General features: G+C 70.8%; 8 protein-coding genes. All 8 read right to left on the minus strand.

What is annotated here, in order from left to right; all coding sequences use genetic code 11:
• Positions 1 to 12: 12 nt before the first annotated feature.
• Positions 13 to 1,947 (minus strand): asparagine synthase (glutamine-hydrolyzing), encoded by a 1,935-nt coding sequence (gene asnB, locus OHA73_RS01890; RefSeq protein WP_267072433.1) that lies wholly within the window; start codon positions 1,945 to 1,947, stop codon positions 13 to 15.
• Between the two features lie 3 nt (positions 1,948 to 1,950).
• Positions 1,951 to 3,477, minus strand: a complete 1,527-nt coding sequence (locus tag OHA73_RS01895) for a Wzz/FepE/Etk N-terminal domain-containing protein (protein ID WP_327653928.1) — start codon at positions 3,475 to 3,477, stop codon at positions 1,951 to 1,953.
• Positions 3,474 to 4,841, minus strand: a complete 1,368-nt coding sequence (locus OHA73_RS01900; RefSeq protein ID WP_267072431.1) for a Wzz/FepE/Etk N-terminal domain-containing protein — start codon at positions 4,839 to 4,841, stop codon at positions 3,474 to 3,476. The genes OHA73_RS01895 and OHA73_RS01900 overlap by 4 nt, the downstream gene beginning before the upstream one ends.
• Entirely contained in the window at positions 4,838 to 6,115 is a 1,278-nt protein-coding gene (locus OHA73_RS01905) for a glycosyltransferase family 4 protein (RefSeq protein WP_443063018.1), read from the minus strand. Before OHA73_RS01905 ends, OHA73_RS01900 begins: the two co-directional genes overlap by 4 nt.
• A complete protein-coding gene (locus tag OHA73_RS01910; protein ID WP_266718012.1) occupies positions 6,105 to 7,430 on the minus strand; it encodes a nucleotide sugar dehydrogenase in 1,326 nt (441 codons plus the stop codon). Before OHA73_RS01910 ends, OHA73_RS01905 begins: the two co-directional genes overlap by 11 nt.
• 75 nt (positions 7,431 to 7,505) lie before the next feature.
• Positions 7,506 to 9,029, minus strand: a complete 1,524-nt coding sequence (locus OHA73_RS01915; protein ID WP_443063019.1) for a sugar transferase — start codon at positions 9,027 to 9,029, stop codon at positions 7,506 to 7,508.
• Between the two features lie 715 nt (positions 9,030 to 9,744).
• Positions 9,745 to 11,751 (minus strand): beta-N-acetylhexosaminidase family protein, encoded by a 2,007-nt coding sequence (locus OHA73_RS01920; protein ID WP_327653929.1) that lies wholly within the window; start codon positions 11,749 to 11,751, stop codon positions 9,745 to 9,747.
• Between the two features lie 114 nt (positions 11,752 to 11,865).
• Complete coding sequence (locus tag OHA73_RS01925; protein ID WP_327653930.1) at positions 11,866 to 13,701, minus strand: ATP-binding SpoIIE family protein phosphatase; 1,836 nt, start codon at positions 13,699 to 13,701, stop codon at positions 11,866 to 11,868.
• Between the last annotated feature and the right edge of the window lie 12 nt (positions 13,702 to 13,713).

Here is a 13,713-nt window from a genome sequence, read left to right on the forward strand (position 1 = left end):
TCCTCTGAATTCCTAAGCCGTTGACCGAGTGCTCTGGCCGGACCCAGAGGTCGCGTCGCGATACCAGTACTCGAGCGTCAGTACGTGCCACAGATGCTTGGAGAAGTCCCGCTGTCCCGAGGCGTCCTCGGCGACCATCCGCCGCAGCGCGTCGCGCCGCAGGAACCCGGAACGGACCAGCTCTCCGTCGTTGATCACTTCGCGCACCAGCGGCGCCAGATCCCGGCTCATCCAGGCCCGCAGCGGGGCGCTGAACAGACCCTTGGGCCGGTACACGATCTCCTTGGGCAGGATCGAGGTGGCCGCCTCCTTGAGCACGGACTTGCCCTGCCTCCCGACGATCTTGCGGTCGCCGGGGAAGGCGAACGCCGCCTTCACGACCTCGACGTCCACGTACGGCACCCGTACCTCGGTCGACGCGGCCATGCTGGAGCGGTCGGTGTACGTGAGGTTGAGGCCCGGCAGGAACATCCGGGCGTCGGCCAGGCACATCCGGTTGACGAAGTCGTCGAGTTCGTTGTCCTCGTACACGTCCGCGTGCTCGGTCAGCACGTCGTCGACCGTTGCGGCCAGGTCCGGATTCAGCAGCGCGAGCAGCTCCTGCTGGTCGTACATCGTGTAGCTGCGCCGGAACGCGGTCTCCTCCGGCAGATCGGCGAAGGACAGGAACCGCTTGGCGAAGCGCACCGACCGGAAACCGCGGCGCGACGTGGCGACCGGCAGCCGGTCCACGGCCGCGGACACACCGCGCCGCAGCGGCCGGGGCACGCGCTGATAGCGCAGCGCGATCATGTTGGCCAGGTGCTTGCGGTATCCGGCGAACAGTTCGTCGGCGCCCATCCCCGAGAGCATCACCTTGACGCCGGCCTCGCGGGCGGCCTGGCAGATCAGGTACGTGTTGATCGCGGCGGGGTCGCCGATCGGCTCGTCCAGGGAGTACGTCATCTGCGGCAGTAGGTCGAGGACGTTGGGCGCGATCTCGATCTCGTGCAGGTCGACGCCGAACCGCGCGGCGACCTGCCGGGCGTAGCGCAGGTCGTCCGGCATCGCCTCGAACTTGGCGTCCTCGGCGCGGAATCCGATCGTGTAGGCGGAGATCCCCGGCTGTTGGCGGGCCGCGATCGCGGTCAGATAGCTGGAGTCGAGGCCGCCGGAGAGGAAGGTCGCCACCGGCACGTCGGAGAGCAGGTGCTGCCGGGTCGAGTCCTCGACGATGGCGGCCAGGTCCGGCAGCTCACCGCTCAGCGCCCGCTCCCGGCCCTCGGAGGCGACGTCCTTCAGGTTCCAGTACCGGCCGCGTTCCACCTGCCCGTCGGGCCGGAACCTCATCCAGCTGCCCGGCGGCAGCTTCTCCGCCTCGCGGAACGCGCACCGCGAGTCCGGCACCCAGTAGTAGAGCAGCGAGGCCACAAGCGCCGCGTCGTCCACCTCCAGCTTGCCGCCGGTCGCGGCGGCGAGCGCCTTCAGCTCGGAGGCGAACACCAGGCCGCCGCCCCGCCGCAGCAGGAACAGCGGCTTGATGCCCAACTGGTCGCGGGCCAGCACCAGTTCACCGGTGCGCTCGTCGAAGACGCCGAACGCGAACATGCCGCGCAGCCGGGGCAGGCAGTCCGTACCCCAGCGCCGCCAGGCCTCGAGCAGCACCTCGGTGTCGGAGGTGCCACGGAAGCGCACGCCGGCGGACTCCAACTCGGCGCGCAGCTCCGGGGCGTTGTACAGCTCGCCGTTGTAGGTCAGGGCGAGCCCGTCCGAGACCATCGGCTGGGCGCCGGTCTCGGACAGGTCGATGATGGCCAACCGACGGTGTCCGAGCTGCACTTCGCCGTCACCGGCGGGGTGGCCGTAGCGGCCCGCCCCGTCGGGACCGCGGTGGGCGAGGATGTCGGTGAGCCGGTCGGTCACGACCTTCCCGTCCGGCCATCTGTACGTACCTGCGATGCCACACACGTGCTACCTCGTCTCCCCGTCGTTGTCCGCACCCTGTCCGGCCCAGACCGGCAGCCGCTCCGAGGGCAGCTGGCCCGTCCCGTTGTGCCGGGCCGGCCGCTCGGTCCTGCCGCGCAGCGCGGTGTGCACCCCGTCCCACAGCGTGCCGTCGGTCCGGTCCCGCGGATCGGGGTCGATCAGCACCACACCGAGCACCGGAATGTGCTGGTCCGCGAGCTGCCGCGCCACCGTGTGCAGCCATGCGGCGCTGCCGCGTCCGGCCCGCACGACGAGCACGGTCCGGGTGCCGAGGTACTGGAGGTCGGTCCACGCGGTGCCGGGCGCCACCGATCCGACGCCGATCCGGCGGTCCTGGGCCGACGCGGCCGCGGCCTGCTCGCCGGTGACCACGGCGGGGTCTCCCGGCCGCGGGTGATGGTTCGCGAGCTCCCGGCCGGGCAGGCCGTCGACGACAAGGACGGGTCCGTCCTCCGTCATCGCCCGCGCGAGGTCCAGGGCGATCGCACTCGCGCCGCGCGCACAGCCCAGTTCGAGCAGCGACACCGGTTCCGCGGAGCCGCGCAGGGTGCGGGCGAGGTGCGCGGTGAGCCGGGTCCGGGTGGCCCGGTTCCGGCGGCGCCGCCACAGCCTGCCCGACCGGCGGGGCAGCTCTGCGATGACCGAGGCACCCAGGTTGGCCGAGATGTCCCGGCGCAGCACGGGGCGGTCCGCCACCACGGCGGTGACCGCGGCGAGCGCGAGCCCGAGCGCGAGCCCGAGGGCAAGACCGATCGCGGCGTTGGTGACGATGGACTTGGGCAGGGAGTGCCGCAGCGCGCGCGGCGCGTCCACGATCTGCGTTCCTGCGGTGACCTTGGGCGTGCCGGTGCGCGCGTCCGCGGCCCGCTCGTCGAAGTCGGCGATCCGCGAGTTGAGTTCGGACCGGCGCGCGAAGAGCGACTCCAGGCTCGCCGACGACTTCGGGTCGGTCACCGCATCCGGAGAGCGGCCTCCGATCTCCTTGTTGACCTCGGCGAGTTCGGTCTGCATGCGGTCGCGCTGGTCGAGCAGGGCTTGGGACTCGGCCTTCGCGCTGTCCCGCATGCGCTGCACGTGATCGGCACGGAACGCGTCGGCCAGCGCCTTGGCCCGGGCCACCGCCTCCGCGTCGCTGTCACCTGTCACATCGATCTGCAGCAGGTTGTTGGTCACGCCGGTGCCCCGGTAGTCCTTCATGAAGTCCTCGGCCTTTACGGAGGACTTGAGGTCCTTCAGGGCCTTGTCGGCGATACGCGTGGTCCGCAGCACCTCGACATCGGTACGGATCAGCGTTCCGGTGTCGTTCGGCTGGTCCTCCGCGTGCGCGACCAGCAGTTTGACCACCGCACTCGGCGGCGGGGGCAGCACGACCGCCATCGCGGCGCCGGCCAACAGCCCGAGCAGGGCCATGGCGCCCCAGAGGCGGCGGCGCCTGCGCACCGCCACTACCAGTGCGTGCAGGTCGAAGAGCGGAGTGGCTGCCGACGACTCCAACGTCTTGCTCGTCGTCACGCTGAACCTCCCGTCACATGGCCGCCCGCCGCGAGCGCCGGAGCGGCCTGGTCGGGCGGTTGCTCGACGGACCGCGCCGGACGGTCCTGGACCGGTCCTGCGACGACGATGCCGACGAGTTCGTGCCTGCCGTCCGCACAGGCCTGGGCGATACCGGCGAGTTCCTCCGCGGTCCAGTTGCCCGCGCTGAGGACGACCACGACACCGGACTCGGTGCCGCGGTCCGGCACGGTCGGCCGATCCATCGGAACCACCACGGTCCGCAGCAGCGGGTCACCCTTCGCCTCGGCGACGAGCTGCCCCGCGGCCCGGAGGGCGAGTTCGTCACCGTCCGGCACAACGGCCAACAGCCCCCGGGAGGAGGCGAGTTGACTCCGGAGACGGGCGCACACCCGCCGGTAGCGGGTCCGCCTGTCGGCCTCGTCACCGGACCTCTGCGGGGTCGGGACGTCCCACCGGTTGTCCATGTCGAGCAACCGGCGGACGCCGGCCAGCGCTCCACCGCCCTGCGACCGGGGCGCCCGTAGTGTGCCGGGCACGTCGACGGTGCCGAGGAGCGTCGAGCCGAGCGCCGCGGCGATCTCCGGTTCGGTGCGCAGTCGGCGATTCATCCGGGCGGCCGTGAGATGGGCGATGACCCCGACCAGCAGGAACAGGAGCGCCCCGCCGACGGCGAGTTGCGTGGTGGTCGGCGGCGCCTCGCCGGTCGGCGGCGCGGAGAGACCCATGACGACCGGTCCTGCCTTGTCCGTCGCCGGGCTGGTCTCGTCCAGCTTCTTCATGGCCTCCTCCAGCGAGGTGCGCATCTTCTCCAGCTCGGTGCGGACCTGCACACCCTCCACCGTCTGTCCCGGGTCGGCCTCGTCGGCCAGCTCGGTGATGCGGCGGTTGGTCTTCTGCACCTCCTTGCGCAGCGCATCGGGTCGCGCGGCCGCTTCGGGGCCTGTTTCGCCGCTGGCGATCCGCGCGGCGAAGGCGACGTACTGCTCGGCCACCCTGTCGGTGAGCCGCTGCGCACGCTCCGGGGTGTCGGCCGCACCCGAGATGGTGACGATGTTCCCGTCGGCGGGCTTGACGGTCACGTCGTCCCGCAGCTCGGCGCCGTCGACGCCCGGCCAGCGGAGCTTGTCGGCCGCGCGGTCGAGCACGGACGAACTGGTCGCGACGTCCACCTGGGTCAGCAGCTCGCGCTCTTCCCACGCCCCGGGCAGCAGGACCGACGCGGACGTCGTGTACTTCGGCGGGAACACGGCCGAGATGCCGTATCCGACGAGCGCGCCGAGCACGGCGAGAGCGGCGAGGAGCCGCCACCGCCGACGGAATATCTGCCCGATCGTGACCAGGCGTATCGTGTCGTCGCTCACCTGCGCCGCCTCCTCCCTGTCCGCACCGGGCCGTCCTGCGACACCGGAGCGCGGTCACGGCAGGCAGCGGCGTAGGCAGCGAGCAGCGACTCTTGCGAATTGCGCCAGGAGAGCGGACCGCTGATCCGCTCCTGGCCGATCTTGCCCATGCGGGCCCGCTGCTCCGGATCGTCCAGCAACAGCGCGATGAGTCCGGCGAATTCGGCCTCGTCGTTGGCACGCGCGTAGACCGCCGCATCACCTGCGGAGACGCGCGCCTCGCGAAGATCGAACGAGACGATCGGCCGGCCCATCGCCATGTACTCCAGGACCTTGTTCATGGTCGACACGTCGTTGAGCGGATTGCGCGGGTCCGGAGAGAGGCACACGTCAGCGGTGGACAGGTAGCGCACCAGGTCCTCGTCCGGAATGCGCCCGGTGAACTCCACCTGGTCGGAAAGGCCGAGCTCCTGGGACAGCTCCACCATCGCGTCGAAGGCGTCGCCCGAGCCGACGAACACCGCGTGCCAGTCGCTCCGCCCGAGTCCGTCGCGCAGCTTCGCGAGGGACCGCAGGGCGTAGTCGACACCGTCCTGCGGGCCCATCACGCCGAGGTAGCACAGCAGATGGGGCTTGCCGCGCTTCAACTCCGGCTCGGGCGGCACCGGTTGGAACCGCTCGATCTGGGGCGCGCTGCGCACCACGAACACGTCGTCGGCGTGCCGGCCGCCGCGGCTCAGCGCGACGTCCCGGTAGCTCTCGTTCGTGGCGAGGACGATGTCCGCGGCCCGGTAGGTGCGCCGCTCCAGCGCGCACACGGCGCGATAGAGCAGGTCCTCGCCGCGGTCGAACCGGGAGAGGTACAGCTCGGGCACCAGGTCGTGCTGGTCGAAGACGAACCGCGAGCCGCGCCGCCTCAGCCACCGTGCCGCCAGGAACAGCAGGTCGGGCGGGTTGCAGGCGTGGACCACGTGGACCGGGCCGACCTTGCGGGCCAGACGGGCCGTGTGCCACAGCGCCGATCCGTACTCCCGCAGGTAACCGGCCGGTCCGCCGGTGGCGGCGCGCAGCGGGTAGCGGTGGATCCGCACCCCGTCGATCACCGCTTCCGGCTCCGTGTCCCGCTTCGTGCCCTGCGGACAGATGACGTGCACGGTCCAGCCGGCGTCGCGCAACGTCGTGCACTCCTGCCACACCCGCCGGTCGAACGGCACCGACAGGTTCTCCACGAGGATCAGTGCGCGCCGGCCGTGCCCGCCGCTTCGGGTCGCGTCACTGATCGGGTCACCAAGCAAGGCCCACGTATCCCGGTTCGGTCCGGCGCGCCTCGGCGTCGGGAAGGCGGACGAGATCGACGACCACCGGGCCATCACCCTGGGGCAGCGCCGCCAGGACGGCCGGATCCCGGGTCCCGACCAGGCACACCTCGGCGTGCTCGAGCACCTCGTCGACGGAGTCCGCGAGCAGCTGCGCGAGGTGCGGCAGCCGGTTCTCGATGTACTCGCGGTTCGCGCCCATCAGCCGGGACAGGCTCACGTTGGCGTCGTAGATCTTCAGGTCGTACCCCTTGCCGAAGAGCCGCTCCGCCAGCTCCACGAGCGGGCTTTCGCGGAGGTCGTCGGTGCCGGGCTTGAAGGACAGGCCGAACAGGCCCACCTTGCGCTTGCCGGTGCGCTCGACGAGCTCCACCGCGCGCTGCAGATGTGCGGAGTTGGAGGCCAGTACGTGGGACAGGATGGGCACCGATACGTCGGCCCGCTGCGCCGCGTGGACCAGGCTGCGCAGGTCCTTGGGCAGGCAGGAGCCGCCGAAGGCGAAGCCGGGCCGCAGATAGGCGGGGCTGATGTTCAGCTTGCGGTCGGCCAGGAACACGTCCATCACCTGGTGCGAGTCCACGCCCAACGCCTGGCACACCGCGCCGAGTTCGTTCGCGAAACCGATCTTGAGGCCGTGGAAGGAGTTGTCCGCGTACTTGATCGCCTCGGCCACCGGGACCGGCACCCGGAACACCTCTCCGGGCAGGCCCTCGTACAGCGCCGCCACGACGTCACCACTGGCCGGGTCGAGCTGGCCGATGACGGTCTTGGGCGGGTCGAAGAAGTCCCGCACACTCGTGCCCTCGCGCAGGAACTCCGGGTTGACGGCGACCCCGAAGTCCACGCCCGCCGTGCCGCCGAGGCTCTTCTCCAGGATCGGCACCAGCAGATTCAGGCAGGTGCCCGGCAGCATGGTGCTGCGGAACACGACCGTGTGCCGCCCGTCCTCCGCCTTGCGCTCGGCCAGCGCGGCGCCGATCTGCTCGGCTACCCGCTCCAAGTACGTCGTGCACAGGCTGCCGTTGGCCTCCGACGGCGTACCCACGCAGATGAGGGACACGTCGCTGCCCAGGATCGCCTCACGGACGTCGCGGGTGGCGCGCAGGGCCCCGGTCCGCACGACCTCGGCGGTGAGTTCGCCGATCCGCTCCTCGACCACAGGCGCTCTGCCGTCGTTGACCAGGTCGACCTTCGCCTGGTTGACGTCCACCCCGATGACCTCGTGGCCCTGGCCCGCCAGGCACGCGGCCGAAACACAGCCGACATAGCCGAGCCCTAAGACGCTGATCCTCATGACCTTTACTCCCCCCAGAGCAGGCCCTTGTGGCCTGCCGTCCATGCGCCGCCGTACGGCGACGCCCCCCTCGTTTCAGTAAGCCCCGTGCCCGTGGAGCACGGCGCGCAGCGTCTTCCACAAGATCACCGTGTCCAGGGCGAGCGACCAGTCCTCGACGTACCGCAGGTCGAGGCGGACCGCCTCCTCCCACGGCAGGTCACTGCGTCCGCTGATCTGCCACAGCCCGGTGAGCCCGGGCTTGACCAGAAGTCGCCGCCGGATGTCCGGGTCGTACGCGGCGGACTCCTCCGGCAGCGGTGGCCGCGGGCCGACGAGCGACATCGACCCGGTGAGTACGTTGAACAGCTGCGGAAGCTCGTCGAGCGAGTACCGGCGCAGCACTTGTCCCACCCGGGTCACCCGCGGGTCCCTGCGGAGCTTGAACAGCAGCCCCGAGCCCTCGTTGCGCTCGGCGAGGCCGGCCCGCTCCCGGTGGGCCCCGACGACCATGGTGCGGAACTTGAGAATGGTGAACTCGCGGCCGTCCTTGCCGACCCTGCGCTGGCGGTAGAACACCGCACCGCGGCTGTCCGCCAGGACGAACAGCCCTATGACCGCCATCAGCGGTGCGAACACCAGGAGCAGGACCGTCGCACCGAGCCGATCGACGACCTCTTTGATCACCCGGCGCCCTCCGGTGAAGGCGGGCATGCTCACGCGCAGCAACGGAATCCCCAGGACCGCGTCGACATGCAGTCGCGGTCCTGCCACCTCCATCAGCACGGGGGCCACGACCATCTCGGCGTCGCTGCCCTCGAGGTTCCAGGACAGTCGTTGCAGCCGGTGCGGTGTCCAGTGCGGGTCCGGGGTGACCGCGACGACCCGGTAGCCGTCGCGGGAGACGTGGCTCGCGACGTCCGTCAGTGGGCCGACGACCGGCACCCCGTCCAGCTGGTCACCCTCGAGCCCGCGGCTCTCCGACAGGCAGATGGCCTCCACCCGCCACCCGATGTGCGGGAACTTGCGGGTCCGGTTGATCAGGTCGCGCACGGTGGCCGGGCTCCCGGCGGCGAGCACCGGTCGCAGGCAGCGTCCTAGCTTGCGCTGTCTGTGCAGCCAGAGGCGGAGCAGATATCGCGCGGTCATGGTGACGAGCGCGATCGCGGGGATCGCGACGAAGATCCAGAGCTTGATGTTGCGCGAGGTGAGGGCTATCCCGCCGAGCGCCAGCACGACGGTCGCCATGAACAGTGAGCGGCCGAGCCGGCGGAATTCCTCGGCACCCTGGCCGAGTACGGCCGGAGCCCACGATCGGCTCACCGCGAGCGCTCCCAGCACCAGTAGTTCGGTGCCGAAGGCGAGGATCTTCCACTTCTCGTGCCAGTTGGCCGCGTCCCGGACTCCGAAGAAGCCTCCGAAGGCCGCCACCACCACGGCCGTGGCCACGGTATCGCTGACGATCACGATACGGCGGTACCGCTGTTCCCAGTCGCTCGCGGGTCGACGGAGTGCCCCGTTCGCCGGGCGCACGCGCCCAGGCGGAAACGGGTTGATCAAGTCCCCCTGCTGTACAGCCCCGTCCGGGTCGCCAGCGGGCTCGACGTGCTCGCTCAACACGGTAACTCCCCCCTCGGAAGGCCCCCCGGCCTCCCGCGCTGTTCCCCTCCTCGGGAGGCCCCCAGCCCCCCGCGCCGCGCCGCTCCTCCCCCACGAGAGGCCCCCGCCTCCCGCACATGACATGCCCGGCTGTTTCAGCGCTACTTGAGCATTCCGCCCATTCGGTTCAGTCTGCGGCGGACTCGCATGCTCTGCTCCACACTCGACGCTCGAGGTACGCGGAAGTCCGCGGCAACCCCGGATGCTCCCCGCACCCAAGGTCCCTCTCGGGCACCAAGAAAATGATCACCCCCCGTTCGGCTCCGGAGACGCGGCTGTCAACTGCCCGTCGAGCCGGACCTATAGATCGCCATTTGTCGCCTGGTGTCCCAGCATGTGAAGCACGGTCAATCTAGACCATTGAACCGGTCCATAGAGAGGGATGTGTGGAATTTGTGGTCACCGTTTGAAGCGGGACATGCGGACCGGCCACGGCCTGCGGATTCCCTGGCGACGGAGACATTCCATGTGACCTGCGACGACGGCCCCACCCCCGGCCACGGGGACCGGCGATTCCAGGACGTTCCGGAACCGCGGATCGCGATCAACTCGACCCTGTTCGGCCGATGTTGGTGGTGCACACGGGGCTGCGGGTGCGAGTACGGACCCCCTGGGTCAATACATACGAAAGCGCCCGCTCCGACCATCCGTCGAAGCGGGCGCCTTCACAGGAGCGTCACATCTGTGGCGCCTGCTCGATGAAGGTGTCCAGCACGCCGTCGGCCACCTTGATCGGTCCCTGCGGCCGGGTGGTGTCGGGGATGGTGGTGATGGCGGCGGCCCGCTTCGCCAGGTCGGCCGCCTCGGCGAAGTCCGACTCCCCACTGCCCGAGCCGAGTTGGGCGCGCAGCCCGTCGAGGGTGGCGTTCAGGGAGTCACCCCACAGGGCGAGGGCGTCGAGCCAGGGCTTCGTCTGCGCCAGGAAGGCCGGATCCTGCACTCCGGCACGGATCTGCTCGGGAGCCCCGGCCAAGAGGTCGGCATAGCCGGCCAGCTTGCGCAGGGCCGCCCGCCGCTCGGCCTTGGACCCGCCGTCCCACGCCTTGCGGAACCCCGCGAGGCGCGCCGCGAGTTCGGGCGCCTGCGGCTGCCAGTTCGTGTCGCCGAAGGTCGGCGCGAGGTGCTGGGTGTCGAAGAAGGCCAGCAGGGCCCGCGCGGTGTCCCGGTCGCCGCCGGCCAGGTAGTCGGCGGACGCGCGCCAGGTGCGGTCGGGGTCGTAGTTCTCGTCGTTCCAGGCGAACGAGGCGCCGCCGAAGAGCGCGACCTTGCTCGGCGCCGCCTGGTTCATCGGGTTGAGCACGATGCCGCTCAACTCCTTGTGCAAGCCGGCTTCCCGCTTGTCGTACGGGGCCATCAGGAGCCGGCCCGCGGTCTGCCCGTAGTCGTTCACCGGGTAGTTGTCCCAAAGGAACACCTTGCGTCCCCACACCGTGGACGCGGCCTTGGCGTCCGCGAGGCTGATGGAGGGCGGCACGACGTCGGTGCCGGTCCACTGCACGACGACCTTCGGGTCCAACTGCTCGCGCAGCACCGACTTGTACGCGGAGTCCGCCGTGTCGGAATACTCGGTGGGCACGAACTGGAGCGGCTTGGCGCCCTCATGCTTGTCGATGAAGTCCTGCTGCACCGCATTGAGCAGATCGGCCTGCGCCTGCCCCGCGGCGGCCCGGCCCGGCGCCCCGTACTTCGCCTGGTCGGCGTCGCAGTTCCACTTGGTGTAGCTGATGTCGTCGAGCGCCACATAGAAGCTGCGGGCCCCCTGCTCATACAGCGAACCCAGCTTCTCCTTCAGGGACTTCACGTCGTCGGGGTCGACGTAACAGACGGACAGACCCGGGGAGACCGCGTACGTGAAGTCGACATGGTGGGCTGCGGCCTGCTTGATCAGTTCGCCCAGATCGGCGAGCTTGTCGGCGGGATAGGGCGTACGCCACTTCTCCCGGAGGTACGTGTCGTCCTTCGGCGTGTAGATGTACGTGTTCGCCTTGACGTCGCCGTAGAACGCGAGTTGGTCGACGCGGTCGCTGTGCGACCAGGGCGCGCCGTAGAAACCCTCGATGCTGCCGCGCAGCGGCATGCTCGGGTAGTCGGTGACCGAGACGGCCGCGATGCGGTGCGCCCCGGTCACCAGCTGACGCAGCGTCTGGGCGGCGTAGTAGACACCGTCGCCGTCGTTGCCCGCGAGGACAACGATGTCAGAACCGGCGGCGCCCCGGGACGCGAGGGAGTAGCCCTCCGGGTTCAGGGTGTCCGGCACGGTGCCGCCCGCGGCCTTGAGCGCGGCGGCCACCGCGGTGTCCTTGATGGAACCGGCCACCACGGTCAACACACCACGTGCCGGAGCCTTCTTGACCGCGTCGCCGGCCTTGACGATGTCGAGGGAACGGGCCCCGGCGGCGGACAGCGCCCGCTTGATCACGTCGATGCTCGACGCGTCGACGCCGTCACCGAGGACGAGCCGCACCCGGTTCGGCACCCGCAGGTCGGCGCCCGCCGATCTCATGTCCTGCGGGGTGGGCGTGACAACGGGCAACCTCGCCGCCGAGCCGGCACCGACCGCGCCCGGCGCACCGTCGAGCGCCTGGGCGGGTACGGCGACCGCCCCCAGGGTCAGCAGGAGCGCGGCGCCAACGAGAGCGGGGCGGGAGACACGAGGGAGACAGGACGAATGACGTTCGGGCATACGGGACACTGCACCTCCACGGAAGCGGACCCTCGCCTTCGGGCGGGGGCACGTGGTCTAAACCACCACCCATCCATGGCGGTGTCAAGATCCCGTAAGCGATGGGGAGTTGCTTCACGGCTCCTCGGGACCGTCCTCGTCCAGTTCGAACCACACCGTCTTTCCCTCCGGCTCCGGGCGGAGGTTCCAGCGGTGGGCCAGGAGGTCGAGGAGGACGAGGCCGCGGCCGGAGGAGGAGAGTTCGCCGGGGGCGCGGCGGCTCGGCACCTCGTCGCTGCGGTCGGAGACCTCCACGCGCAGCCGACGGTGGCCCTCGGCGCCGCTGATGTCGGCGCGCAGGACGGCGGCCTGCTCGGTGTGGATCAGTACGTTGCCGAGGAGTTCGGAGACGAGCAGCAGGGCGGTGTCGACCTGTTCGGGGCGGGCCCAGTCGTGGAGCAGGCCCTGGAATTCGATGCGGGCGTCGGCGATGCCCTGGGCCTGGTCCTGTTCGAGGGTGAACCGCAGATTGCGCCCGGGCCGGTCCGCGTGGTTGCCGAGCGGGTCGCGGCGCAGGAGCAGCAGGGCGATGTCGTCCTCGGTGAAGGAGGTCACGGGACGGTCGCCCGGCTGCGTGGACTGCGGGGCGACGACCGCGTTCAGGAGCCGGTCGGCCATGCCGTCGATGTCGTCGGCGCCGCCAGGTGTCAGCGCGTTACGGACCCGGAGCCAGCCGGAGTACATGTCGTGGCCGCCGGACTCGATCAGGCCGTCCGTGCACAGCATGAGGATCTCGTTCTCCCGCAGCGTGAGAAGGCTGACCGGGTAGTCGTCCTCGCCGAGGTCGAGCCCCAGGGGCAGCCCGCCGCGCACGTGCTTGAGCAGGCAGGTGCCGTCCGGCAGCCGCAGGACCGGGTGCGGGTGCCCGGCGCGGGCGATGCGCAGCGTGCCCGTCGCGGGGTCGGCCTCCAGGTAGATGCAGGTGGCGAAGCGGCCCTCCCCGAGGGATGCCAGGAAGTGGGAGGCGCGGACGAGGACGGCGTCGGGGCCGTGGCCCTCGGCGGCGTAGGCGTGGATGGCGGTGCGCAGTTGCGACATCAGCCCGGCGGCCTGCACATCGTGGCCCTGGACGTCGCCGATCACCAGGCCGAGGCGCCCGTTGGGCAGGGTGATGCTGTCGAACCAGTCGCCGCCGACCATGAGCCCGCCACCGGTGGGTACGTAACGGGCGGTGACGGTGACCCCTTCGGGACCCGGGCCGATGCGGCCCATGCTGCTGCGCAGGCTCTGCGACAGGGTGCGGTCCGCCTGGCCGTCGTAGGTCTGCTCGATGCACTGGCCCAGCAGCCGGGCGAGGGTCACCAGGAAGGTGCCGGTGCCGCCGGTCGTCTCCACCGGGGCGTCGAAGGCGGCCATCCACACGCCGGTGAGCTGGCCGTACGTGGTGAGCGGCAGGAACGCCCACGACTCGTACTGTGCCGGCTCCGCGTACCCACTGGCGGAGGGGAACCGCTCCCGGTAGTCCTGCGGCGAGGGCAGCACCACGGGCCGCCCTGTTCTGGCCACCTGGGCCGCGGGGTGGGCCGTGCGCAGCGGCAGCCGGAACGCGTCGGCCTCGCCGTCGCTCAGGCCGAACTGGCCTACGCAGTGCAGCACTTCACGGTCCGCCCGGAAGACCGCCTGTCCGCGCAGCGGGAACGTGTCGTCGGCCAGCTGGGAGATCAGCGCGAGGGCCTCCCCCAGTGACGCGACGCGGGCCAGCGCGTGTCCGGTGACGAGCAGGTCGGTGTCGTGGTGTCTCGTACCCGTACGCCGCGGAGGCCGGTCCGAGCCCGTGCCCGGCCCCCCGGAGGCCGGTCCGGCCAGCCGGTTGAGCACGTCGACCTGGCGAACCTCGGCGTCGTACGCCTCTGGTTCCTCGTGCTCCTCGGGCTCCTCTTCGGGGATTCCGCGCTCGCGCCCGCCACCCACCTGCGGCACTCC

The organism is Streptomyces sp. NBC_00483, assembly GCF_036013745.1.
Taxonomy (GTDB): Bacteria; Actinomycetota; Actinomycetes; order Streptomycetales; family Streptomycetaceae; genus Streptomyces.